Origin of the sequence: Pseudomonas sp. HMSC066A08, assembly GCF_001813025.1 — a bacterium.
GTDB classification, from domain to species: domain Bacteria; phylum Pseudomonadota; class Gammaproteobacteria; order Pseudomonadales; family Pseudomonadaceae; genus Pseudomonas; species Pseudomonas aeruginosa.
The window spans coordinates 57,783-80,244 of the sequence record NZ_KV811360.1; the positions used below are offsets into that span (position 1 = coordinate 57,783).

Below are 22,462 nucleotides of genomic sequence, written 5' to 3' on the forward strand. Positions count from 1 at the left end.
TTCCAGTCCAGCAGAGTGACGCAGCCAGGTGATACTTCTTTGCCCGTTTCGCGACATTCCCGTGACAATCGCCGCCAGTGTGACGACGTCGGCGTTTTCCCGGCCAATCCAACGAAAGGGGCGGACAGCCGGGGCAGCGTATAGGGTGACGGCGCTCGCATAACAATAAGAGGATCGGTGATGGCTTCCGCGCAACCTGCCTCCGCGTTTCCCTGCCTGTCGTTGCAACTGGCCTGCCTGTTGCTGGGTGCCTGGCTGGCCTTCGATGCCCACGGCGGCGGCCAGGCCGTGGCGCCGCCGGCCAGCGTCGAAGCGCGTGTGCCGACGGCCGCTACCGATGACTGGGGGCGCCAGCCGGACAGCCTGATGAGCGCCGTGCCGCCGCGTACGCTGGAGGCGGGCGTCGGCGCCCGCGGCTCGGGGTCGGCGAGTTCGCGACTGTGGATCGCCGATACCGACTTCCGCCTGCACGACGACATCGGCTTCTTCATCCAGCGCATGCTGATCCGCATGGAACCGACTCGTCCCGGCGCGCCCTTGTCGCTCGACGATCCGACGGCGATGGTGGCGCGGATCCAGGCCGGCGAGATATTCGTCAGCGACGCCACCCTGGCGACCCTGCTCAACCAGGACCTCGCCGCGTCCCGCGCCGCCGTGCGCAACCTCAGGATGAGCACCCGCAAGGATGGCCAGGAGGTGCGTGGCGAGCTGTTGCGCAAGGGCCGTTGGCGGCCGCTGCGGATGCTCACCGAGATCGAGCTGAGCGGTCCGCTGGAGGTGACCCTGGTACCCCGGCGGATCTTCGTCGACGGGGTCGAGGTCACTTCGTCGCTGGCGGCGGCCTCGATCGAGATGTCCGAGGTGCTGAAGCTGAAGACCCGGCACATGGAGCTGGTCGGCAACCGCATCCGCGTCGACCTCGACGGATTGTTCCCGCCGCCGCGCCTGGACTTCCGCGTCAGTCGCCTGGCCTTGGCCGACGGCGGCATGCAACTCGCCCTCGGCGACTCCCTGGCCGACCTGCAATGGCCGGCACTAGGGGCGCCGGACAGCTACATGTTCATCGAGGGCGGCGATATCAAGATGGCGCGCACCGTGCTGGTCAAGGCCTATGCCCTGTTCACCAGCCTCAGCCCGGGGCAGCCGCTGCTGTTCAATCTCTACGACTACCGGCGGCAACTGCAGAACGGCGTGATCCGCCTGCGCGAGGACGGCATGGTGCAGATCGCCGTGTCGCCGGTGAAGGCGCCGGCGCCGCTGGAGGCACGGCTGTGATCCGGCGTCCGTGGGGCGGGCTGCTTGGCTGTTGCCTGTTGGCGGCCAGCGCGGTCCAGGCCGAAAGCGCCATCGACCGGCAGCAGCGCGAACTGGCCCTGCTGCGCGAGGGCTGGTACCGGCAGGTCCCGCCGGCGCCGGTGCCGCTGCCCATGCGTACGGCCGGGCCGGTGGATTCCGGCCAGGATGGCGTCGGCATACTGCTGCGCAACGTGGACATGTACCTGCGCGGCAACATCGGTTTCCACGTACCCGAGGTGAAGGGTTGGCTGGTGCCGAACCGGGCCGGCCAGCCGGTGGACTTCGACCGCCCGCAGGACATGCATTTCCAGGTGATGGAGGGCGAGGTGCTGCTCAGCCCGCGGCACCTGGCCAACCTGTTCAACGAGCAGATCCTCGCCTACGACGGGACCATGTTGAAGGACTTCCGCATGAGCAGTGCGGCGGGACGCCTGGAGGTGGAGGGACGGGTGCGGCCGCTCGGCGTAGGGCCCTGGCTGCCGCTGCGGCTGGGCGGCGGCGTGGAGGTGGACGCGGCCAGCGGTGCGCTGGTCTATCGGCCCGACCAGTTGAAGGTGATCGGTCTGCCGCTGTACGGGGCGATGAGCCTGGTCGGCCTGCCGATGTCGGCGCTGGTCAGCCTCGATCGGCCGGGGGCGAGCCTGGTCGGCAGCGCCATGCGCCTGGACTACCGCAAGGTCTTCCCGCTGCTGGGCATCGACGGCCACGTACAGGAGGCCTGGCTCGACGACCAGGGGCTGCACCTGCGTTTCTCCCAGGCGCCCGGCCAGCCGTCGCCGGTGTTCAGTCCGCCGGCCGCGGCGGGCCCATCTTTCCTCTGGCTACAGTCCGGCGACCTGAAGATCTTCGAAATCCTCATCACCTACGCCCAGGTGCTGCTGAAGACCGAGAAGCCGGACCAGGTGTTGACCTTCAACCTGCAGGACTACCGCAAGGTGCTGGCGACCGGCACCACCCAGGTCAACGAGGATGGCACCTTCTTCATGCAGGTGCCGCCGTATGCCAATCCCTTGTAGGTCGGCCCGCACAGTTGGCCTGGAGTCCGCCGGCGCGAGTGTTTATCCTCGCGCCTTTGTCCTTCCACGATGAGGTAACCCCATGGCACGACCGCTGGCGATGATCGCCGCCCTTGGCGAGAACCGTGCGATCGGCATCGACAACCGCCTGCCCTGGCGCCTGCCGGCCGACCTCAAGCATTTCAAGGCGATGACCCTTGGCAAGCCGGTGATCATGGGACGCAAGACCTGGGACTCGCTGGGCCGGCCGCTGCCGGGCCGGCTAAACCTGGTGGTCAGCCGCCAGGCCGGCCTGGCACTGGAGGGTGCGGAAGTGTTCGCCAGCCTGGACGCCGCGCTGGCGCGCGCCGAGGCGTGGGCGCAGGCGGAGGACGCCGACGAACTGATGCTGATCGGCGGCGCCCAGCTCTATGCCGAGGCCTTGCCGCGCGCCGCCCGCCTCTACCTGACCCGGGTGGGCCTGGCGCCGGAGGGCGATGCCTTTTTCCCCGAGATCGATGGAGCGGCCTGGCGCCTGGCGTCGAGCATCGAACACGCCGCGGCTGACGATACGCCTGCCTACGCCTTCGAGGTATGGGAGCGCCGCTGACGGTTCCAGGCGGGGTCAGAGGGTGATCAGCTCCGCCTCGATCTTCTTCCCCGCCACTTCCAGCACGCCGATCCCGATCGGCAAGCTGAAGCGCCGCGGCCCGGCGCTGCCCGGGTTGAGGTAGAGCACGCCGTCGCGCTCTTCCTTCAGCGGCTTGTGCGAATGTCCGGCGACCACCACGTCGATGCCTTCGGCGGCCGGGTCGAGGTCGAGTCGCTTGAGGTCGTGCAGCACGTAGAGGGTCAGCCGGCCGATCTTCAGCAGCAGGCGCTCGGGGATGTCCGCCGCCCAGTCCTGGGTGTCGTTGTTGCCGCGCACCACCGAGAGCGGCGCCAGGCGTTCCAGCTCGGCGAGGATTTCCGGCTTGCCGATGTCGCCGGCATGGATCAACTGGTCGCAGCCGCGCAACCGTTCCAGCGCCTCGGGCCGGAGCAGGCCATGGGTGTCGGCGATCAGGCCGATGCGCAACGGGCGGCGGGACTGGGGCATGGGCGCGGGTCCGGGTTGCGGGGCGGAAGAGGGTGGCCGACGGGCATGGCCATGCCGTCGATCATACCCAACCATTGGCCGGGTACGAAAACCCTTCGGCGAAAACCGCGACGCCACCCGGAGGTGGCGCCGCGCCTATCAGTGTCCGGCCTTCTGGGCCGGGCTTTCCGGCAGGAACCAGTTCAGCAGCAGGGCGCAGATACCGCCGGTGGCGACCCCGGACTCCAGCACGTTGCGCAGCGCCGCCGGCATGTGCGCGAGGAACTCCGGTACCTGCGAAACGCCCAGGCCGAGGGCCAGGGACACAGCGATGATCAGCAGGGCGCGGCGGTCCAGCTGGATGCCGGCGAGGATGTTGATGCCCGAAGCGGCCACCGCGCCGAACATCACCATCGCCGCGCCGCCCAGCACCGGCTCCGGCACCGCCTGGATGACCCCGGCGACACTCGGGAACAGGCCGAGCAGGACCAGCATGGCGGCGATCCACAGGCCGACGTAGCGGCTGGCCACGCCGGTGAGCTGGATCACCCCGTTGTTCTGGGCGAACACCGAGCTGGGGAAGGTATTGAAGATACCGGCGAGGAACGAGTTGGCGCCGTTGACCAGCACGCCGCCCTTGATCCGCTGCATCCATAGCGGGCCTTCCACCGGCTGCTTCGACACCTTGCTGGTGGCGGTGACGTCGCCGATGGCTTCCAGGGAGGTGACCAGGTAGATCACCAGCATCGGGATGAACAGCGGCCAGGAGAAGTCCAGGCCGAAGTGCAGCGGGGCCGGTACCTGGAACAGCTCGGCCTGGTGCATGCCGGTGAAGTCCAGGCGTCCGAGGTAGCCGGCCAGCGCGTAGCCGACGGCCAGGGCGATGACGATGGCGCAACTGCGCATCCATACCACCGGGATGCGGTTGAGCACCACGATGATGCCCAGCACCACGCCGGACAGCAGCAGGTTCTCGCCGTTGGCGAAGGTGCCGTTGGACATCGCCGAGAAGCCGCCGCCCATGCTGATCAGGCCGACCTTGATCAGGGTCAGGCCGATCATCAGCACGACGATGCCGGTCACCAGCGGGGTGATCAGCCGCTTGACGAACGGCAGTATGCGCGAGATGCCCATCTCGACGAAGGAGCCGGCGATGACCACGCCGAAGATCGCCGCCATCACGCTTTCCACCGGCGTGCCCTGCTTGACCATCAGCGCCCCGCCGGCGATCAGCGGGCCGACGAAGTTGAAGCTGGTGCCCTGGACGATCAGCAGTCCGGCGCCGAACGGGCCGAAACGCTTGCACTGGACGAAGGTGGCGATGCCGGAGATCACCAGCGACATCGACACGATCAGATTGGTGTCGCGCGGCGATACGCCCAGCGCCTGGCAGATCAGCAGGCCGGGGGTAACGATCGGCACGATGATCGCCAGCAGGTGCTGGAGGGCGGCGAGCAGGGCGATGGGAGCGCTGGGACGGTCGTCCAGGCCATAGACCAGGTCGTTGCGGGCGCTGGTGTCCGACGGGCTTTGCAGGGAGCTCATGGTGGCGGTCCGGGGAAAAAAGAGCGCGATTTTACTGGGCGAACGCGGTCTCGCCCAGGCCTGGCTGCGCCGCATGTCGGCGGATAACGCCGGTGGCGTTATCCGCCCCAACGGCTGGAGCGTGAGTGAGCGGTAGGGCGAATGACCGCTTGCGGTTATCCGCCATTCGGCGTGCGCACGCGCGAATGAAAAAGCCCGGCGGGGCGCCGGGCTTTTTTCGTCGCGGGACGATTCAGCCGTCCAGCAGCGCCTTGTTGCGTACCGCGCCCTTGTCGGCGCTGGTGGCGAGCAGGGCGTAGGCCTTGAGCGCGGTGCTGACGCGGCGGGCACGCGGCGCGGCTGGCTTCCAGCCCTTCTTGTCCTGTTCGGCGCGGCGGGCGGCGAGTTCTTCGTCGCTGACCAGCAGGTTGATCGAGCGATTGGGAATGTCGATCAGCACCTTGTCGCCGTCCTGCACCAGGCCGATGGCGCCGCCAGCGGCGGCTTCCGGGGAGGCATGGCCGATGGACAGGCCCGAAGTACCGCCGGAGAAGCGCCCGTCGGTGAGCAGGGCGCACTGCTTGCCCAGGCCCTTGGACTTCAGGTAGCTGGTCGGATAGAGCATTTCCTGCATGCCCGGCCCGCCCTTCGGCCCTTCGTAGCGGATGATCACGATGTCGCCGGCCTTCACCTCGTCGCCGAGGATACCTTTCACCGCGGCGTCCTGGCTTTCGAAGATCTTCGCGCTGCCTTCGAACACGTGGATCGACTCGTCGACCCCGGCGGTCTTCACCACGCAGCCGTCGAGAGCGATGTTGCCGTAGAGCACGGCCAGCCCGCCTTCCTTGGAATAGGCATGCTCGACGCTGCGGATGCAGCCCTCGGCGCGGTCGTCGTCCAGGCTCGGCCAGCGGGTGTTCTGGCTGAACGCGGTCTGGGTCGGGATGCCCGCCGGACCGGCCTTGAAGAAGGTGTGTACGGCTTCGTCGCGGGTCTGGGTGATGTCCCACTGGGCGATGGCGTCGGCCATGCTCGGGCTGTGCACGGTGGGGACGTCGGTGTGCAGCAGGCCACCGCGGGCCAGTTCGCCGAGGATGGAGAAGATGCCGCCGGCGCGATGCACGTCTTCCATGTGGTACTTCTGGATGTTCGGCGCCACCTTGCACAGTTGCGGCACCTTGCGCGACAGGCGGTCGATGTCGCGCAGGTCGAACGGCACCTCGGCCTCCTGGGCGGCGGCCAGCAGGTGCAGGATGGTGTTGGTCGAGCCGCCCATGGCGATGTCCAGGGTCATGGCGTTCTCGAAGGCCTTGAAGTTGGCGATGTTGCGCGGCAGCACGCTGTCGTCGCCTTCGCCGTAGTAGCGCTGGCAGAGTTCCACGGCCAGGCGCCCGGCGCGCAGGAACAGTTGCTCGCGGTCGGCGTGGGTGGCCAGGGTCGAGCCGTTGCCCGGTAGCGACAGGCCGAGCGCCTCGGTCAGGCAGTTCATCGAGTTGGCGGTGAACATGCCGGAGCAGGAGCCGCAGGTCGGGCAGGCGCTGCGCTCGTACTCGGCGACCTTCTCGTCGGAGCAGGAGTCGTCGGCGGCCACCACCATGGCATCGACCAGGTCCAGGCCGTGGCTGGCCAGCTTGGTCTTGCCGGCTTCCATCGGCCCGCCGGAAACGAACACTACCGGGATGTTCAGGCGCAGCGCGGCCATCAGCATGCCGGGGGTGATCTTGTCGCAGTTGGAGATGCAGACGATGGCGTCGGCGCAGTGGGCGTTGACCATGTATTCCACGGAGTCGGCGATGATCTCCCGGCTCGGCAGCGAATAGAGCATGCCGTCGTGGCCCATGGCGATGCCGTCGTCGACGGCGATGGTGTTGAATTCCTTGGCCACGCCGCCGGCCTTCTCGATCTCGCGGGCGACCAGTTGGCCGAGATCCTTCAGGTGCACGTGGCCGGGCACGAACTGGGTGAAGGAGTTGGCGATGGCGATGATCGGCTTCTTGAAGTCTTCGTCCTTCATCCCGGTGGCGCGCCAGAGCGCGCGGGCGCCGGCCATGTTGCGGCCGTGGGTGGAGGTTTTCGAGCGGTAATCGGGCATGACGATTTCCTGCGGCTAATCAGGTTCGGGTTATGACTGTATCGTGAGCGTCGAAGGAACCGGATGCAAACGGGGAATAGCCGAGTGTACGGAGTTGGCCGGGGTCTGAATGGGGTCACCATTGGCGACGGCCTGGGCTCACTGCCCGCCGGGGGATGATTGGCGAGGAATGCCCGGATTCTAAGCCCAGAGCGGGCGAATGGGGAAGGCTGGTGGTCGGCGGAGCGGCGCGTCGCGACCAGGGTTGGCGTCTTGCGCCGCCCGTCGCGCCATGAGCGGCGGTGGCCGTAGGGCGGATGAACGCAGGCGCTCATCCGCCGGGACGGGCTCAGCCGTTGGGCAGCAACCGGCAGGTCAGGCTTTTGATGTAGCGGGTTTCCGGGATCGCCAGGTGCACCGGATGGTCGGGGCCCTGGCCGCCGCGCTCGAGCAGTTGGATGTTGCGGTCGAGATGGCGGGCGCTGCCGATCAGGATGTTCTGCAGGTCGTCCTCGGGCAGGTGCATCGAACAGGAGGCGCTGACCAGGATGCCGTCCTTGCTCAGCAGGCGCATGGCCTGTTCGTTGAGACGGCGGTAGGCGGCCTCGCCGTTCTTCAGGTCCTTCTTGCGCTTGATGAAGGCCGGCGGGTCGGCGATCACCACGTCGAAGCGTTCGTCGGCGGCCTTCAGCTCGCGCAGGGCCTCGAACACGTCGCCCTCGACGCAGGCGACCTTCTCCGCCACGCCGTTCAGCGCCGCGTTGCGCTCGACGCCGTCGAGGGCGAAGGCGGACGCGTCCACGCACATCACTTCGCTGGCGCCGAAGGCGGCGGCCTGGATGCCCCAGCCGCCGATATAGCTGAACAGGTCGAGGACCCGCTTGCCCTGCACGTAGGGCGCCAGGCGCGCGCGGTTCATGCGGTGGTCGTAGAACCAGCCGGTCTTCTGCCCGGCCAGCACCGGCGCCTCGAACTTCACGCCGTTCTCTTCCAGGGCGACCCACTCCGGCACTTCGCCGTAGGCATTGGCCACGTAGCGCTCCAGGCCCTCGGCGTCGCGCGCGCTGGAGTCGTTCTTCCAGAGCACGGCGGCGGGCTTGAGCACTTGCAGCAGGGCGGCGAGCACCTCGTCCTTGCGCAGTTCCATGGCCGCGGACGCCAGTTGCACCACCAGCACGTCGCCGAAGCGATCGACCACCAGGCCGGGCAGCAGGTCGGAATCGCCGTAGACCAGCCGGTAGAACGGCTTGTCGAAAAGCCGCTCGCGCAGGCTGAGGGCGATGTTGATGCGATGAACCAGCAGCGATTTATCGAGAACGTGCTTGGTATCACGGGAAATGAGGCGGCCGCAGATGAGATTGTTCGGGCTCAGCGCGACGATGCCCAGCGGCTTGCCGTTGGCCATTTCCAGCACCGCCTGGTCGCCAGCGGCGAAGGTGTTCAGCGGCGTCGCGGCGACATCCACCTCGTTGCTGTAGACCCACAGGTGGCCGGCGCGCAGGCGGCGCTCGGCGTTGGCTTTGAGACGCAAGCTGGGCAGGGTCATGGGAAAGGCTCCGGCAAAAGAGCGCGATTATAGCGCAGCGACGGGGTTCGCCGCTGCGCGAACGCGGGCCGTTCAGCCGGCGAGGATTTCGATGAATCGACGGTTGAAGGCCGGGATGTCTTCGGGTTTGCGGCTGCTCACCAGCTTGCCGTCCACCGCTACCTCCTGGTCCACCCAGTGGCCGCCGGCGTTGTTGATGTCGTCCTTGAGCGACGGCCAACTGGTCAGGGTACGACCCTGCACCAGGCCGGCGGAGATCAGCAGCCAGGCGCCGTGGCAGATCACCGCCACCGGCTTGCTCGCCTGTTCGGCGCGGATCGCCAGTTCCTGGGCCTTGGCCAGGCTGCGGATCTGGTCGGAATTGATCACCCCGCCGGGCAGCAGCAGGGCGTCGTAGTCGTCCAGGCTGGCGTCTTCGAAGGTGCCGTCGACGCGGAAGGCGTCGGCTGGCTGGTGGTGGTTCCAGCCGCGCACTTCGCCGGCCTTGTCGGAAATAATCCTTACCGTGGCGCCGGCGTCTTCCAGGGCTTTTTTCGGACCGGTCAGTTCGACCTGTTCGAAACCGTCGGTCACCAGGGCGGCGACGACCTTGCCGTGCAGGGATTGGGTCATGGTGTGTCTCCCGATATCAGAAGGGGTATTCATTCCGACCCTGGCGGCTGCGGGAAAAGTTCCATGTCCGTTGCCTGGCGCCGCTTTTCCGGCAGAAGCCCGCCCCATGGCGGGGTTCTCCGGGTAAACTGCGCGCACCGTCAACTTTCGCCTCCGTCCTCATGGTCCAAGAACTCACCGCCGAGCAGATCCGCCAGGCCCTGCAAGGCATCAGCGTGCCGCCGCAACCCCAGATCATGGTCGACCTGCAGATGGAGCAGGTCATGCCCAATCCGGACCTGAAGAACATCGCCAGGCTGATCAGCCAGGACCCGGGCCTTTCCGGGGCTCTCCTGAAACTGGTGAACTCGCCGTTCTTCGGCCTGGCCAACCGCATCACTTCGATCCAGCGCGCGGTGAACCTGCTGGGCAGTCGTTCGGTGATCAACCTGATCAACGCCCAGTCGATCAAGGGCGAGATGAGCGACGACACCATCGTCACCCTGAACCGCTTCTGGGACACCGCCCAGGACGTGGCCATGAGCTGCCTGAGCCTGGCCAAGCGGATCGGCTACGAATCGGTGGACGAAGCCTACGCTCTCGGCCTGTTCCACAATTGCGGCATCCCGCTGATGCTCAAGCGCTTCCCGCACTACATGGCGGTGCTGGAAGAGGCCTACGCCGCCGCCAGCGACGAGCGCCGGGTGGTGGACACCGAGAACCGCGTGCTGAATACCAACCATGCGGTGGTCGGCTACTACACCGCGCGCTCCTGGCGCCTGCCGGAGCACGTCTGCGAGGCGATCGCCAACCACCACAACGCGTTGTCGATCTTCGGCGACGAATCGGCACGCGATACCCAGCTGAAGAACCTGCTGGCGATCCTGAAGATGGCCGAGCACATCTGCGGTTCGCACCGGGTTCTCGGCAACCAGCCGGAAGACCACGAATGGAACAGCATCGGCGCGCTGGTGCTGGACTACGTCGGGCTTACCGACTACGACTTCGAGAACCTCAAGGGCTCGATCCTCGAGCTGGGCGTCGGTCAGGGCAGCTACTGACTGGTCGCGCCGCGGCGCTTCCTGCTAAGGTGCCGCGGTCAACCGGATTGCTGCCGCCATGCCCGAACTACCCGAAGTCGAAACCACCCGCCGGGGCATCGCCCCCTACCTCGAAGGCCAGCGCGTCGAGCGCGTGATCGTGCGCGAGCGGCGCCTGCGCTGGCCGATTCCCGAAGACCTGGACGTGCGCCTGTCCGGACAACGCATCGTCAGCGTCGAGCGCCGCGCCAAGTACCTGCTGCTAGGTGCGGAGGCCGGTACGCTGATCAGCCACCTGGGCATGTCCGGCAGCCTGAGGCTGGTGGAGAGCGGCACCCCGGCCAGTCGCCACGAGCACGTCGACATCGAGCTGGCCTCGGGCATGGCTCTGCGCTACACCGATCCGCGGCGCTTCGGCGCCATGCTCTGGAGCCTGGCGCCGCTGGAGCACGAACTGCTGCGCAACCTCGGTCCGGAACCGCTGACCGACGCTTTCGCCGGTCAGCGTCTGTTCGAGCTGTCGCGCGGGCGGAGCATGGCGGTCAAGCCGTTCATCATGGACAACGCGGTGGTGGTCGGGGTCGGCAACATCTACGCCAGCGAAGCGCTGTTCGCCGCCGGCATCGATCCGCGCAAGCCCGCCGGGAGCATCTCCAAGGCGCGCTACCTGCGCCTGGCGGAGGAGATCAAGCGGATTCTGGCGATTGCCATCGAGCGCGGCGGCACCACCCTGCGCGATTTCGTCGGCGGCGACGGCCAGCCCGGTTACTTCCAGCAGGAATTGTTCGTCTATGGGCGTGGCGGGGAGTTCTGCAAGGTCTGCGGCAGCACCCTGCGCGAGATCCGCCTGGGCCAGCGCGCCAGCGTGTACTGCCCGCGCTGCCAACGCTGAAGCGCCGCGCCGCGCATACTCTACCGCCACAAGAAGGGCCGCCACGGTGAGCGGCCTGCCATAAGAAAGGTGCACGATGTCCGGCAATTACCTGCCTCGCAACACCCTGGTCGAGTCGCTCGGCCATACCATGCTGAAACTCTCCGGCTGGAAGATCGAGGGCCAATTGCCCGCGCTCGACAAGTTCGTGGTGATCGGCGCCCACCACACCTCGAACTGGGACTTCGTGGCCTTCCTCGCCGCCAAGTTCGTCCTGCGTCTGAACGCCCGCTGGTTCGGCAAGCACACCCTGTTCAACGGCCCGCTGGGCGGCCTGATGCGGCGCTGGGGTGGTATCCCGATCCAGCGACACCTGAAGCTGAATACCGTGGACCAGGCGATCCAGGCCTTCCGCGAGCACCGTGAGTTCATGCTGATCATCGCTCCGGAAGGCACGCGCAAGAAGGTCGACCGCTGGCGCATGGGCTTCTACCACATCGCCCGTGGCGCCGGCGTGCCGGTGGTGCCGGCGGCGCTGGACTACGAGAACCGGCGGATCGTCATCGGCGAACCCTTCTGGCCGACCGGCAACGAGGACGCCGACCTGTGCAGCCTGATCGGCTTCTACCGGCCATTCATCCCGAAAAAGCCGCACTACGCATTCCTCGGCGATTGAAGGCGGTCACGCTGGCACTACCCGCAGCGCTGTTATAGTTAGGCGATATCTGCCCAACCAAAAACCAGAAAGGACCGCCTCCATGAACCTGTTTCGCACCACCGCGCTCGTGCTGGCGCTGACCACCGGGCTCTCGTCCATGCCCGCGCTGGCGGATGCCGTGCAGGAAAACGCCAGCGGCGACCCGATGTACACCGTCGAAGCGCCCCCCGCGTACGCCATGATCGGCGATCTGCTCATCGCCCGTCCTTTCCTGATCGCCGCCACGGCCGTCGGGGCGGTGGCCTTCGTGGTCAGCCTGCCGTTCACCGCGGCCAGCGGCAGCGTCGGCAAGGCCGGCCAGGCGCTGGTGGTCGATCCGGGCAAGGAAGCCTTCGTCCGTTGCCTGGGCTGCACCAACAGCGGCTATAACCACGACGAAAGCTGAGTTTCCAACGGGATGAAAAAAAGCCGGTCATCGACCGGCTTTTTGTTTTCTCGATGCATTGCAGGGGCTCGGCGATTGGCTGAGGCTTTTCTTCCGCCACGGCAGGCGGCAGGCCATGCTTGAACCGATGCGGCAGCTATAGCGCCGCATCGGCCGATGACCGATGTTCCGCACGGACCGTTCGTGGCACTTGATCGGACTCTCCGATGGTGACAGTGTCCTGCTGACCAGCAAGGTCACAAGGTCGACCAGGGGTGGCCGACCGGCTCAACCAAGATAAGGATTTCGCGTATGTTCAGTCAGTGGGTGTTCCTGTCCGTTCTTGCTCTTGCCGTACCCTCGTTCGCCTGGGCGGAGGACGCGGTGTCCGACCTCGCCAAGGAGCAGTCCAAGGCCGAGCAGGGCGACAAGCGCGGCGATGAACTGTTCGCCGAATTCACCCGCCTCCGCCAGGCCGCCGAGACGGGGGAGCCGCAGGCTCTGTTCGATTTCGGCGCCTACTTCTACCAGCAACAGAACTACGCCAGCGCGCGCGAATGGTGGGGCAAGGCGGCCGCTGCGGGGATGGTCCGCGCGCAGATCCAACTGGCCATGCTCTATCGCGATGGTGACGGCGGGCCACAGGACAAGACCGAGGCGGCACGCTGGTTCCGGAAGGCCGCGGAGCAGGGGGATGCCGCCGCCCAGAATGAAATGGGCGTTCTCTACTGGAGAGGCGAAGGGGTCGACCAGGACCGGGTGAAGGCCGGGACCTGGTTCGAACGCGCGGCGGCCAGCGGTAGCGAAGACGCCGAAACCAATCTGGGATGGTTCTACCTGGACGACTCGCAAGGCGTCTATTCCGCTACTTCAGACGAGGAAGCCGCCCTGCTGGACCGTTATGCCGGCAGCCGGGAAAAGGCCTTCCAGTGGTTCTGCAAGGCTGCGACCCAGGGAGATGCCCGTGCCCAGTTCAAGGTGGGCGAGGCCTACTGGAACGGTTCCGGTGCCGGGATGAACAAGCTGCAAGCACGGCTCTGGCTGGAAAAGGCCGCACAGCAGCAGGATGCGGATGCCATCGCCTGGCTGGAGAGCGCCGCGAACGCAGCCTGGTACACCCGCCTGGAAAACTGGATTCACGCTGCGCTGGATGGAGAGCTGTCCGGCGTCGCCGACTGCTCCGGTGCCGCCGATCGCCGGCACTCCGGCCGAGGCATGGAGGGCGCCCCGTCTGACCCGGAGGCGGTGGAAGCCAGTGCGGAGGATGCGCAGCAGGCAGTTGAAGCGGCGAGCCAGTGAGGCCCGCCGCCTGGATTGCCAGCCGGACTCGTCGGCGAAATCCCTACGCGGCGCCTATCTGGTTGAGATCGTCGAACATTTTTGAGCGCTGTCTCTCGTTTGTTCAATGCGGGCGAGGCTGCGCTTGCGCCTCCAGGGACAGAGACGAGTAGCCGATCCCGCGCGGGTCGCTGGCGGCGTCGACGCGGCCGCTGCGCTTGTCCCAGTAGAGCACCTGCTGGTTGCCATAGCTGCGCTCCAGGCGTTTGAGCTGATAGCCGCGCCGGCGCAGTTCGGCGGCCTCGGCATCGCTGAAGGCGCGCGGTTCGTACTCGACGACGTCCGGCTTGTACTGGTGGTGGTAGCGCGGCGCGGCGACCCATTGGCCGACCGGGCGGCCGTCGAAGTACTGCAGCATGGAGATCAGCACCATGCTCGGGATGCGGCTGCCGCCAGGGGTGCCGAAGGCGGCGAAGTCGGTCGGGCTTTCCAGGAAGCTCGGGCTCATGCTCGACAGCGGGCGCTTGCCGGCCGCCACCGCGTTCGCCTGGCTGCCGGCCAGGCCGTAGCTGTTGGCGCCCTGGGTGTCGGCGGCGAAATCGTCCATCTCGTTGTTCAGCACCACGCCGGTACCGGGAACGGTGAAGGCGGCGCCGAACGGCAGGTTCACCGAGAGGGTGGCAGCCACCGCGTTACCCTGGGCGTCGATTACCGCGAAGTGGGTGGTGTGGTCGCCTTCGCGCCAGGCCGGCGCCTCCGGCAGCGCCGAGCTGGGCGTGGCGCGGCGCGGGTCGATGCCGGCGGCAAGGCGCTTGAGGTAGTCCGGCGCCAGCAGGCTGGGTAGCGGGTTGGCGACGAAGTCCGGGTCGCCGAGCAGGCCTCGATCGCGGTAGGCACGGCGCAGGACCTCCAGCACGTAATGGGCGCGCTGTACCGGCTCGGCCTTCTGCCACGGCAGCTGTTCCAGCATCTGCAGGCTCTGCGCCAGGGCGACGCCGCCGGCCGAGGGCGGCGGTGCGCTGATCAGTTCGCGGCCGTTGGCCAGCTTCACCTCCAGCGGGCGGCGTTCGATCACCCGGTAGTCGCGCAGGTCGGCCGCGCTCCAGATGCCGCCGCCGGCGCGGACCCCGGTGAGCAGCTTGTCCGCTGTCTCGCCTTCGTAGAAGCCGATCCGCCCGTAGCGCCCGAGGCGTTCCAGGGTACGTGCCAGTTGCGGTTGGCGGAGCAGGTTCCATTCGTCGGGGATTGCGCCCTTGTCGAGGAAGATCCGCGCGGTTTCCGGGTCCTTGCGCATCGCTTCCAGGCGCATGGCGGCGCGGTCACGATAGATCCGGTCGACTGATACGCCATCCACCGCCAGGCGGATCGCCGGCACCAGGTTGTCGGCCAGGGGCTTGCGTCCGTAGCGGCCGCTCAATTCGACCAGCGCCGCCGGCAGGCCGGGAATCGCCGCCGCCAGCGGGCCGTCGACGGACAGCCTGGGGTCGACCTTGCCGTTGCGCCGGTACATATCGGCGTAGGCGGCCTTCGGCGCGCGCTCGCGGGCGTCGAGGAAGCGATAGGTCGGCTGCGCGCCGGCCTGGCGCAGAAGGAAGAATCCACCGCCGCCGAGTCCCGAGCCGTAAGGCTCGGCTACCGCCAGGGCAGCGGCGATGGCCGCCGCGGCGTCGAAGGCGTTGCCGCCATTGGCCAGGGTTTCCAGGCCGGCGACGGTCGCGGCCGGATGCGGCGTGGCGACGGCGGCCTGCTGCGGTGCGTGGGCGTCGCCGCGAAAGCTGTCGGCATGCGCCGCGAGGCTGAGCAGGGACAGGCCGCAGGCGGCGACCAGGGTACGGACGGGCAGGTTCAGGAAGGACATGGCGGCTCACTGTTCAGCGGCGTTCGCGGGACGGGACCGCGAACGCCTCAGACTGGATTGCCAAGGATAGCCAAAAGCGCGTCGGACGGGGTGCGAACCGTCCCTGAAGGACAGGCAACGGCGGGGATCAGGCCTTGCCGGTGATCTTCCGGTATTTCTCCATCAACTGGTCCTTGCTCTCGACATTGGCGTCGTCGAGGGGAATGCAATCCACCGGACAGACCTGCTGGCACTGCGGCTCGTCGTAGTGGCCGACGCACTCGGTGCAGAGATTGGGATCGATCACATAGATTTCTTCGCCTTGCGAGATCGCGCCGTTCGGGCATTCGGGTTCGCAGACGTCGCAATTGATGCAATCGTCAGTGATTTTCAGGGACATCTAACAACTCCAACCGCGACGGACAGCCACGGCATCGGTAACGGGAATAGCGGAATTGTGCCGCATCGGCGCCCGCAGTGCACGCGGGGCGCCGACGGGAGGCCGGCGGAGCGACGCGGATCAGCGCTTGAAACGTTCCGCCAGGGCGTCTGCCACGGCCGGATGCACGAACTTGCTGATATCCCCGCCGAGAGCGGCGATTTCCCGGACCAGCGTCGAGGAAATGAAGGAGTACTTCTCCGACGGGGTGAGGAACATGCTTTCCACGTCGGGGGCGAGTTGGCGGTTCATGTTGGCCAACTGGAACTCGTACTCGAAGTCGGAAACCGCGCGCAGGCCGCGGAGGAAGACATTCGCCTTCTGCTCCTTGACGAAGTGCGCCAGCAGGGTGGAGAAGCCCACCACCTCGACGTTCGGCAGGTGCTTGGTGACCTCCTGGGCCAGCGCCACCCGCTGTTCGAGGCTGAACAGGGGGTTCTTCTTGGGGCTGGCGGCGACCGCGATGATCACATGGTCGAAAAGCCGTGAAGCACGTTCGATCAGATCGCCGTGACCCTTGGTGATGGGATCGAAGGTGCCTGGGTACAGCACTCGGTTCATCGCTACGTCCTGGCAGGGTTTCGTAAGGGAATCGGATGGTAGCGCAGGGATGCCCGTGCGGCCAAGACGCACGGGCCATCGGCCTTTAGCCCATAGGTCTGATGGCGCCGGGCCGGCTGCCGCGGCGCGCGGCCGGCCGGGCGGCGGTTCAGGCGCTGGCCAGGCGTTCGGCCAGCGCGCTGGCCAGTTGCGCGGTGAGACCGTAGACCGACAGCTGCGGGTTGGCGCCGATGCTGGTGGGGAACAGCGAGCCATCGTGGATCGACAGGTTCCGCAGGTGGTGATGGCGGCCGAGGCTGTCGGCCACCGCCATGGCTGGATCTTCGCCCATGGCGCAGCCGCCCATGACGTGGGCGCTGCCCAGGCGCGTGCGGTAGATCTCCAGGCGCAGACCGTCGATGATCTCCCGCGCCTCGCGCAGGTTCTTCGCGCTACGCGCGTCGCTGTGCACCGGCCGCACTTCCCGGGCGCCGGCGGCGAACTGGATCTCCGCCATGGTATGGAAGGCACGGCGGATACCGTCCCAGGTGTAGTCGGTCATCCGGTAGTCGAGCACCGGGGTGTCGTCGCCGCGCAGGCCGACCGAGCCCTCCGCGCTGTCCGGGTGGAAGCCGTCGCGGAGCAGGGCGAGCATCATGTTGGTATGTGGTAGCTGTTCCATGCGCAGGGCGTTGTCGCTGCCGAAGCCGCCGAGCAGCACCGAGGCCAGCGACGGTTGCAGCGGCGGCACCTCCAGTTTGTAGGACATGCGTCCGGTGACGCCGTCGTCCCATTGGAAATGGTCGGAGTAGATCGACTGCGGTGCGCCGTAGAAGGGGTTGATCACCCGGTCGAACAGTCCCGCGCTGAAATTCACCGTGTGCAGGAAGGTGCGCTTGCCGACCCGCTGGCTCGGGTCAGGCGCCTTCGAGCGGAGGAGAATCGCCGGGGTGTTGATGCCGCCGCCGGAGAGCACGTAGTGCCTGGCCCGGACCCTGATCTTGCGGCCGTTGGGCGCCACGCAGCGCTCATCCATGCCCAGGCATTCGAGGCCCGTCACCTTGTCGCCGTCCAGCAGCAGGCGGTTGGCGCGCGCCAGGTAGAGCAGCTCGCCGTCCTTGTCGAGGGTCGCCGGGATGGTGGTGACCAGCATCGACTGCTTGGCGTTGACCGGGCAGCCCATGCCGCAGTAGCCGAGGTTCCAGCAACCGAGGACGTTGCGCGGGATGACCTTCCAGTGATAGCCGAGCTTCTCGCAGCCCAGGCGGATCACGTCGTTGTTGGCGTTCGGCGGCAGCGCCCAGGGCGCCACGTGCAGGCGCTGCTCCATTTTCTCGAACCAGGGCGCCATGTCCTCCGCGCTATGGCCCTTGACCCCGTAGACCTGGGCCCAGTGCTGCAGGGTCGGTTCCGGGGTGCGGAAGCTGCTGGTCCAGTTGATCAGCGTGGTGCCGCCCACGGCGCGGCCCTGGAGGATGGTGATGGCGCCGTCCTTGCTCATTCGGCCGATGCCTTCCTGGTACAGCTCGGGGTAGGCGTCGGCCTCCTGCATCTTGAAATCGCTGCTGGTCTTCAGCGGGCCTTCCTCCACCAGCAGCACCTTCAGGCCGGCGGCGCTGAGGATTTCCGCGGTGGTGCCGCCGCCGGCGCCGGTGCCGACCACGACCACGTCGGCCTCCAGCTCCAGGTCGTCGTCCAGGCGCGAGCCGTTGTAGGTTTTCCAGCCGCGGGCGAGGCCCTCGGCGAACAGATCGGGTACAGGCATGAATGCACTCTCAGGCTAGGCGGCTTCGGGCTCTTCGTATTGTTCCGGGGTAGGCTCAAGCGATCTTCGGCGGTCCGGGATAGCCACAATGGACCCACGCCTCGGGGCGGGCGTACCAGGCCATCATCGCCAGTTGCATCAGCGAACTGTGGCCCATCCGCAACAGGCCGATGAAGCTGTTTTCCCAGCGCGAAAGGAATGCCCGCACGTCGTCGCCGCTGGCGTTCTCCCAACTGCCCCAGATACCGGTCAGCGGGCCACGGGTGAGCGGCAGGGCGAGCACGTCGAAGAGTTGCTGGGTGAGCTTGAACATCTCCGGGGAGAGCCGCGCCAGGTTGTGGTCGAGGCTCTGGATCGCGCCCTCCACGGCTTTCGGCATCTGCTCGGCGGAAACCGCGCCGAGCAGCATCACCGGCAGCAGCGCACGGAGGAACGGCAGGTCGGATTCGCGGACCTTTTCCAGGCCGCTCGCCGGTTTCTCCGCCGAGCAGCCGGTGAGGCTGGCGGTGATGCCCGCGGTGGCGAGGAAGGCGCCGCCGATCAGGCCGACTTTCATCAGGCTGCGTCGGGACAGGCCGGCGCTTTCGAGAGTGGTGTCGCTCATTGTTGTTATGTCACCTGCAGCGTAGGAATGAGGGGGCGCCGCACGCGCCCCGGTTCAGCGCACGAACAGCTTGTAGACGAGCTTCTGGATCGACTTGCCATAGGGGGGGTAGATCATTCGCGCGGCGTTGAAGCGCGGCTTGCTGAACACGCCCTTGGCCTTGCTGAAGGTGAGGAAGCCTTCGTGGCCATGGTAGTGGCCCATGCCGGAGGGGCCGACGCCACCGAACGGGATGTCGTCCTGGGCGACGTGCAGCAGGGTGTCGTTCAGGCACACGCCGCCCGAGTGGGTCTCGTGCAGCACGCGCTGCTGCTGCGCCTTGTCGTAGCCGAAGTAGTACAGGGCCAGCGGTCGCGGGCGCTGGTTGACGTAGGCCAGGGCGTCTTCCAGGCGCTCGTAGGGGATCACCGGCAGCAGCGGGCCGAAGATTTCTTCCTGCATCACCTTCATGTCGTCGCTGACGTTCAGCAGCAGCGTCTGCGGCAGGCGCCGCTGCTGGCCCTCGGCGAACAGTGGGACGAGGGTCGCGCCCTTCTCGCGGGCGTCGTCGAGATAGCCCTGGAGGCGGCCGAGCTGGCGCTCGTTGATGATCGCGGTGTAGTCGGGGTTGTCCGAAAGACGCGGGAAGAAGCCCCGGACCACCTCCTTGTACTGACTGACGAATTCCTCGACGCGCCGGCTCGGTACCAGCACGTAGTCGGGCGCGACGCAGGTCTGCCCGGCGTTGAGGCTCTTGCCGAAGGCGATCCGCTCGGCGGCGTCCTTCATCGGCACGCTGTCGGAGACGATCGCCGGCGACTTGCCGCCCAGCTCCAGGGTGACCGGGGTCAGGTTCTCGGCGGCGGCGCGCATCACGTGCTTGCCGACGCTGGTGGCGCCGGTGAACAGCAGATGGTCGAACGGCAGCTTGGAAAAGGCCACGCCGACGTCCACCTCGCCGAGCACCACGACGACCTGGTCCTCGGGGAAGATCCGCGCCAGCAGGTCCTTGAGCAGGCGCCCGGTGGCCGGGGTCGACTCGCTCATCTTGATCATCACCCGGTTGCCGGCGGCGAGGGCGCCGGTCAGCGGGCCAATGGAGAGGAACAGCGGATAGTTCCACGGCACGATCACCCCGACCACGCCCAGCGGCTGGTACACCACCTGGGCCGAGGCCGGCTGGAATTGCAGGCCGACCGCGCGGCGCGCGGGCTTCATCCATTTCTTCACGCGCTTGGCGGCGTAGTGGATGCCGTGCAGGCTGGGCATGATCTCGGCAAGCAGGGTCTCGTCGGCGGAGCGCGCGCTGAAGTCCCGGTCGATGGCCTCGATCAGTGCCTTCTGTTCCTTGAACAGCAGGTCGCGCAGGGCCTTCAGCCACTGCACGCGCTGCGTGGCGTCGGGCATCGGCTGCGCCAGGTAGGCGGCGCGCTGGCGGGCGAAGAGGGCTTCGAGCTGGTTGATTTCCTGCTGGCTCTGCTGCAGGTAGGCGATATCGGCGACCATGGGCTGGCTCCTCGGCGAAGCGTGGGCGGCTGCGTGGCCGCGCGTCTGTCGTTATGGCGGACCTGGCTCGGTCCGATGAATTTCGCTGCGTCGCTGGATTTCTAGAGTAAATACTCTAAAGTGTCAAACAGCATGCCTGCCAGCCCGGCGCTTGCGTACCCAACGAAAGGCGGGCCGGTCGTCGGCCGCCGCCCCGGGGGCTGACCCGGGCGGCCGGCTTTGTGTACCTTCTACGCTGTCACGGCGGGCCGCGCCCCGCACTGTTACCCGAACGAGCCCGTCGTCCCCATGGCACCACGCATCAAGACCCGCGACCGCATCGCCCAGGCCAGCCTGGAACTGTTCAACGCCCAGGGCGAGCGCAGCGTCACCACCAACCATATCGCCACCCACCTGGGTATATCGCCTGGGAACCTCTACTACCACTACCCGAACAAGCAGGCGATCATCGCCGAGCTGTTCGCCGAGTATGAAAGCCACGTCGAGAGCTTCCTGCGCCTGCCCGAAGGGCGGGGTCTGACGGTGGACGACAAGACCTTCTACCTGGAAGCGCTACTGGCCGCGATGTGGCGCTACCGCTTCCTCCACCGCGACCTCGAGCACCTGCTGGAAAGCGACCCGGAGCTGGCGGCGCGCTACCGTGCCTTCGCCCAGCGCTGCCTGGTCAACGCCAAGGCGATCTACCGGGGCTTCACCGAGGCCGGCATCCTGCGGATGAACGAGACCCAGCTGGAGGCCCTGACCCTCAACGCCTGGATCATCCTCACCTCCTGGGTGCGCTTCCTCTGCACCACCCTCGATCTCGACGGCGACCTCAGCGAGGCGCAACTGCGTCGCGGCATCTACCAGGTGCTCGCGCTGGAGAGCGGGCACATCGAGGCGCAGGCCCAGGATGCGGTGGACGGGATTTCCGAGCGGCTCTACGTGCCGCTCTGATCGCGCGGGGTTTTCTCCAGCACCTGCTGGATGTGGATGCCGTGGCGGCGGAAGAAGGCTTCGGTACCGAGGGTGGCGTCGGTGAACAGGTAGGCGCCGCGGTGATCCTCGGCGAAGCGCCGCAGCAGGGCTGCGCCGACGCCGCTGCTCTGTGCGCCGGGCAGCACGGCGATTTCCGCCAGCCAGACGCGAATCGGTGTTTCTTCCTCGGCGCGCAGCAGGCCGACCAGGCGGCCGTCGCGTTCGGCCAGCAGGGAATAGCCGGAATGCTGATACAGCGTGCGTAGCTCGGCTGGCGGCATGCGCCGGTCCCAGCCGACCGCCGCGTGGATCGCCAGGATTGCCTCGCAGTCGGCATCGTCGAGCACCGGGTTGTGCCGCAGCGTCAGTTCCATTCGCCCTCTCTTCTTTCCTTCAGCCTGCACCTATTCTGCCGCCCGTCGCCGGACGCCGGCCAGCTCAGTGCTGCCGCAGGCGGGCCTCCAGCCAGTCGGGGATGCGTCGTTCCAGGTAGTAGGTGGGCTGGCGCGGAGAGCCGTCGACGAAGCCGACGTGACCGCCGCGGGCGTGCAGTTCCAGCTCGGTGCAGGGTGCCAGTTCGCTGCGATCGGGCAGGCTGCGGGCGAACACGAAGGGGTCGTCGCTGGAATGGATGATCAGGCTCGGCGTGCGGATGTCCGGCAGGTAGTAGCGGCTGGACGCGCGCCGATAGTAATCCCTGGCGTCGGCGAAGCCGTGCAGCGGCGCGGTGACCCGGCCGTCGAAGTCCCAGAAGGTGCGCATGCCCTCCAGCGGACCGAGGCGTTGCAGGGCGGCCAGGCCTTCCACCTGGCCCTGCTCGCCGAACAGCCGCTGCTTGTCCCGCACATAGGCCAGCATGGCCTTCATGAAGTGCGCCTGGTAGACCCGGGAAAAGCCCAGGCCGATGCGGTCGGCGCACTCGTCCAGGCGGAACGGCACCGACACCGCGACGCCGCCGAGCAGCGGGCAGTCCCCAGCGGTTTCGCCCAGGTACTTGAGCAGCACGTTGCCGCCCAGCGAATAGCCGACCGCGTACAGCGGCGCCTGCGGGCGCCTGGCGCGCAGGTGCGCGACCACCTCGGCGAGGTCGTCGCTGACCCCGGAATGGTAGCCGCGCGGCAGGCGGTTCGGCTCCCCCGAGCAACCGCGCCAGTTCAGCGCCACGCTGGCCCAGCCGCGCTCCAGCAGGGCGTGCTGCAGACCGAGGATGTAGTGCGACGAGGATGACCCGGTGAGGCCGTGCAGCGCCAGCACCAGCGGGGTTTCGGCGTCGTGCGGGCCGGCCCAGTCGAGGTCGATGAAGTCGCCATCGGCCAGCCACAGGCGTTCGCGCTGCCGTTCCAGGGCCGGCCCGCGGCGGAAGAACGGGCTCCACAGGGTCTGCAGGTGCGGATTGGGCAGCCACCAGGCGGGCTGGAAGGTCGGGGACGCGGTCATGCGCAGGTCATGGGCGGTGGTGGTGT

General features: G+C 67.3%; 22 protein-coding genes. 9 read left to right on the forward strand and 13 right to left on the reverse strand.

What is annotated here, in order from left to right; translation table 11 throughout:
• Positions 1 to 180 precede the first annotated feature (180 nt).
• The 3 genes from HMPREF2886_RS27620 (at position 181) to HMPREF2886_RS27630 (ending at position 2,901) form a co-directional block, all read left to right on the forward strand.
• Complete coding sequence (locus HMPREF2886_RS27620; protein ID WP_083318629.1) at positions 181 to 1,275, forward strand: hypothetical protein; 1,095 nt, start codon at positions 181 to 183, stop codon at positions 1,273 to 1,275.
• Positions 1,272 to 2,312 (forward strand): hypothetical protein, encoded by a 1,041-nt coding sequence (locus tag HMPREF2886_RS27625; RefSeq protein WP_070748765.1) that lies wholly within the window; start codon positions 1,272 to 1,274, stop codon positions 2,310 to 2,312. Before HMPREF2886_RS27620 ends, HMPREF2886_RS27625 begins: the two co-directional genes overlap by 4 nt.
• 82 nt (positions 2,313 to 2,394) lie before the next feature.
• On the forward strand, positions 2,395 to 2,901 hold the full coding sequence (locus HMPREF2886_RS27630; protein ID WP_033971795.1) for a dihydrofolate reductase: 507 nt from the start codon (positions 2,395 to 2,397) through the stop codon (positions 2,899 to 2,901).
• Positions 2,902 to 2,916: 15 nt separating this feature from the next.
• Here the strand turns inward: HMPREF2886_RS27630 and HMPREF2886_RS27635 are convergent, their stop codons facing one another.
• From HMPREF2886_RS27635 to pfpI, 5 genes are all read right to left on the reverse strand, one after another.
• On the reverse strand, positions 2,917 to 3,390 hold the full coding sequence (locus HMPREF2886_RS27635) for a metallophosphoesterase family protein (RefSeq protein WP_003102894.1): 474 nt from the start codon (positions 3,388 to 3,390) through the stop codon (positions 2,917 to 2,919).
• 138 nt (positions 3,391 to 3,528) lie between these two features.
• The gene (locus HMPREF2886_RS27640) at positions 3,529 to 4,914 is read right to left on the reverse strand and encodes a nucleobase:cation symporter-2 family protein (protein ID WP_033971794.1); all 1,386 of its coding nucleotides are present in this window, start codon (positions 4,912 to 4,914) and stop codon (positions 3,529 to 3,531) included.
• 232 nt (positions 4,915 to 5,146) lie between these two features.
• Positions 5,147 to 6,985, reverse strand: a complete 1,839-nt coding sequence (gene ilvD / locus HMPREF2886_RS27645; protein WP_003084436.1) for a dihydroxy-acid dehydratase — start codon at positions 6,983 to 6,985, stop codon at positions 5,147 to 5,149.
• Between the two features lie 328 nt (positions 6,986 to 7,313).
• Complete coding sequence (locus HMPREF2886_RS27650) at positions 7,314 to 8,510, reverse strand: class I SAM-dependent rRNA methyltransferase (RefSeq protein WP_033971793.1); 1,197 nt, start codon at positions 8,508 to 8,510, stop codon at positions 7,314 to 7,316.
• Positions 8,511 to 8,582: 72 nt separating this feature from the next.
• Positions 8,583 to 9,122, reverse strand: a complete 540-nt coding sequence (pfpI, locus tag HMPREF2886_RS27655; protein ID WP_033971792.1) for a protease PfpI — start codon at positions 9,120 to 9,122, stop codon at positions 8,583 to 8,585.
• A gap of 215 nt (positions 9,123 to 9,337) precedes the next feature.
• Between pfpI and HMPREF2886_RS27660 the strand changes: the two genes are divergently transcribed.
• The 5 genes from HMPREF2886_RS27660 (at position 9,338) to HMPREF2886_RS27680 (ending at position 13,393) form a co-directional block, all read left to right on the forward strand.
• Positions 9,338 to 10,162, forward strand: coding sequence for an HDOD domain-containing protein (locus tag HMPREF2886_RS27660; RefSeq protein WP_003118789.1), 825 nt, complete (start codon positions 9,338 to 9,340; stop codon positions 10,160 to 10,162).
• A 58-nt stretch (positions 10,163 to 10,220) separates the two neighbouring features.
• Positions 10,221 to 11,033 carry a bifunctional DNA-formamidopyrimidine glycosylase/DNA-(apurinic or apyrimidinic site) lyase gene (gene mutM / locus HMPREF2886_RS27665; protein WP_003102876.1) on the forward strand — a complete coding sequence of 271 codons (813 nt, stop codon included), beginning with the start codon at positions 10,221 to 10,223 and terminating at the stop codon, positions 11,031 to 11,033.
• A gap of 76 nt (positions 11,034 to 11,109) precedes the next feature.
• Positions 11,110 to 11,688 carry a lysophospholipid acyltransferase family protein gene (locus HMPREF2886_RS27670; protein ID WP_033971791.1) on the forward strand — a complete coding sequence of 193 codons (579 nt, stop codon included), beginning with the start codon at positions 11,110 to 11,112 and terminating at the stop codon, positions 11,686 to 11,688.
• A gap of 82 nt (positions 11,689 to 11,770) precedes the next feature.
• The gene (locus HMPREF2886_RS27675; protein WP_033978776.1) at positions 11,771 to 12,115 is read left to right on the forward strand and encodes a hypothetical protein; all 345 of its coding nucleotides are present in this window, start codon (positions 11,771 to 11,773) and stop codon (positions 12,113 to 12,115) included.
• 291 nt (positions 12,116 to 12,406) lie between these two features.
• Entirely contained in the window at positions 12,407 to 13,393 is a 987-nt protein-coding gene (locus HMPREF2886_RS27680) for a tetratricopeptide repeat protein (protein WP_003118791.1), read from the forward strand.
• A gap of 103 nt (positions 13,394 to 13,496) precedes the next feature.
• Here HMPREF2886_RS27680 and ggt read toward each other — a convergent pair whose 3' ends face one another.
• The 6 genes from ggt to HMPREF2886_RS27710 form a co-directional block, all read right to left on the reverse strand.
• Positions 13,497 to 15,230, reverse strand: coding sequence for a gamma-glutamyltransferase (ggt, locus tag HMPREF2886_RS27685; protein WP_033974073.1), 1,734 nt, complete (start codon positions 15,228 to 15,230; stop codon positions 13,497 to 13,499).
• 127 nt (positions 15,231 to 15,357) lie between these two features.
• On the reverse strand, positions 15,358 to 15,609 hold the full coding sequence (locus HMPREF2886_RS27690) for a YfhL family 4Fe-4S dicluster ferredoxin (RefSeq protein WP_003084462.1): 252 nt from the start codon (positions 15,607 to 15,609) through the stop codon (positions 15,358 to 15,360).
• Between the two features lie 120 nt (positions 15,610 to 15,729).
• The gene (coaD, locus tag HMPREF2886_RS27695; RefSeq protein ID WP_003084466.1) at positions 15,730 to 16,209 is read right to left on the reverse strand and encodes a pantetheine-phosphate adenylyltransferase; all 480 of its coding nucleotides are present in this window, start codon (positions 16,207 to 16,209) and stop codon (positions 15,730 to 15,732) included.
• A gap of 148 nt (positions 16,210 to 16,357) precedes the next feature.
• The gene (locus HMPREF2886_RS27700; RefSeq protein ID WP_033978577.1) at positions 16,358 to 17,953 is read right to left on the reverse strand and encodes a GMC family oxidoreductase; all 1,596 of its coding nucleotides are present in this window, start codon (positions 17,951 to 17,953) and stop codon (positions 16,358 to 16,360) included.
• 55 nt (positions 17,954 to 18,008) lie between these two features.
• Positions 18,009 to 18,557 (reverse strand): twin-arginine translocation pathway signal protein, encoded by a 549-nt coding sequence (locus tag HMPREF2886_RS27705; protein WP_070748767.1) that lies wholly within the window; start codon positions 18,555 to 18,557, stop codon positions 18,009 to 18,011.
• 54 nt (positions 18,558 to 18,611) lie between these two features.
• Complete coding sequence (locus tag HMPREF2886_RS27710; RefSeq protein WP_070748770.1) at positions 18,612 to 20,042, reverse strand: coniferyl aldehyde dehydrogenase; 1,431 nt, start codon at positions 20,040 to 20,042, stop codon at positions 18,612 to 18,614.
• Positions 20,043 to 20,330: 288 nt separating this feature from the next.
• On the opposite strand from HMPREF2886_RS27710, the gene HMPREF2886_RS27715 reads away from it, so the two are divergent.
• Positions 20,331 to 20,978, forward strand: a complete 648-nt coding sequence (locus tag HMPREF2886_RS27715; RefSeq protein ID WP_003084488.1) for a TetR/AcrR family transcriptional regulator — start codon at positions 20,331 to 20,333, stop codon at positions 20,976 to 20,978.
• Here HMPREF2886_RS27715 and HMPREF2886_RS27720 read toward each other — a convergent pair.
• Together HMPREF2886_RS27720 and HMPREF2886_RS27725 are read right to left on the reverse strand one after the other, a co-directional pair.
• The gene (locus tag HMPREF2886_RS27720) at positions 20,963 to 21,373 is read right to left on the reverse strand and encodes a GNAT family N-acetyltransferase (RefSeq protein WP_023126903.1); all 411 of its coding nucleotides are present in this window, start codon (positions 21,371 to 21,373) and stop codon (positions 20,963 to 20,965) included. The genes HMPREF2886_RS27715 and HMPREF2886_RS27720 overlap by 16 nt on opposite strands.
• A 64-nt stretch (positions 21,374 to 21,437) precedes the next feature.
• Positions 21,438 to 22,436 (reverse strand): hydrolase, encoded by a 999-nt coding sequence (locus tag HMPREF2886_RS27725; protein ID WP_033978579.1) that lies wholly within the window; start codon positions 22,434 to 22,436, stop codon positions 21,438 to 21,440.
• Positions 22,437 to 22,462 lie beyond the last annotated feature (26 nt).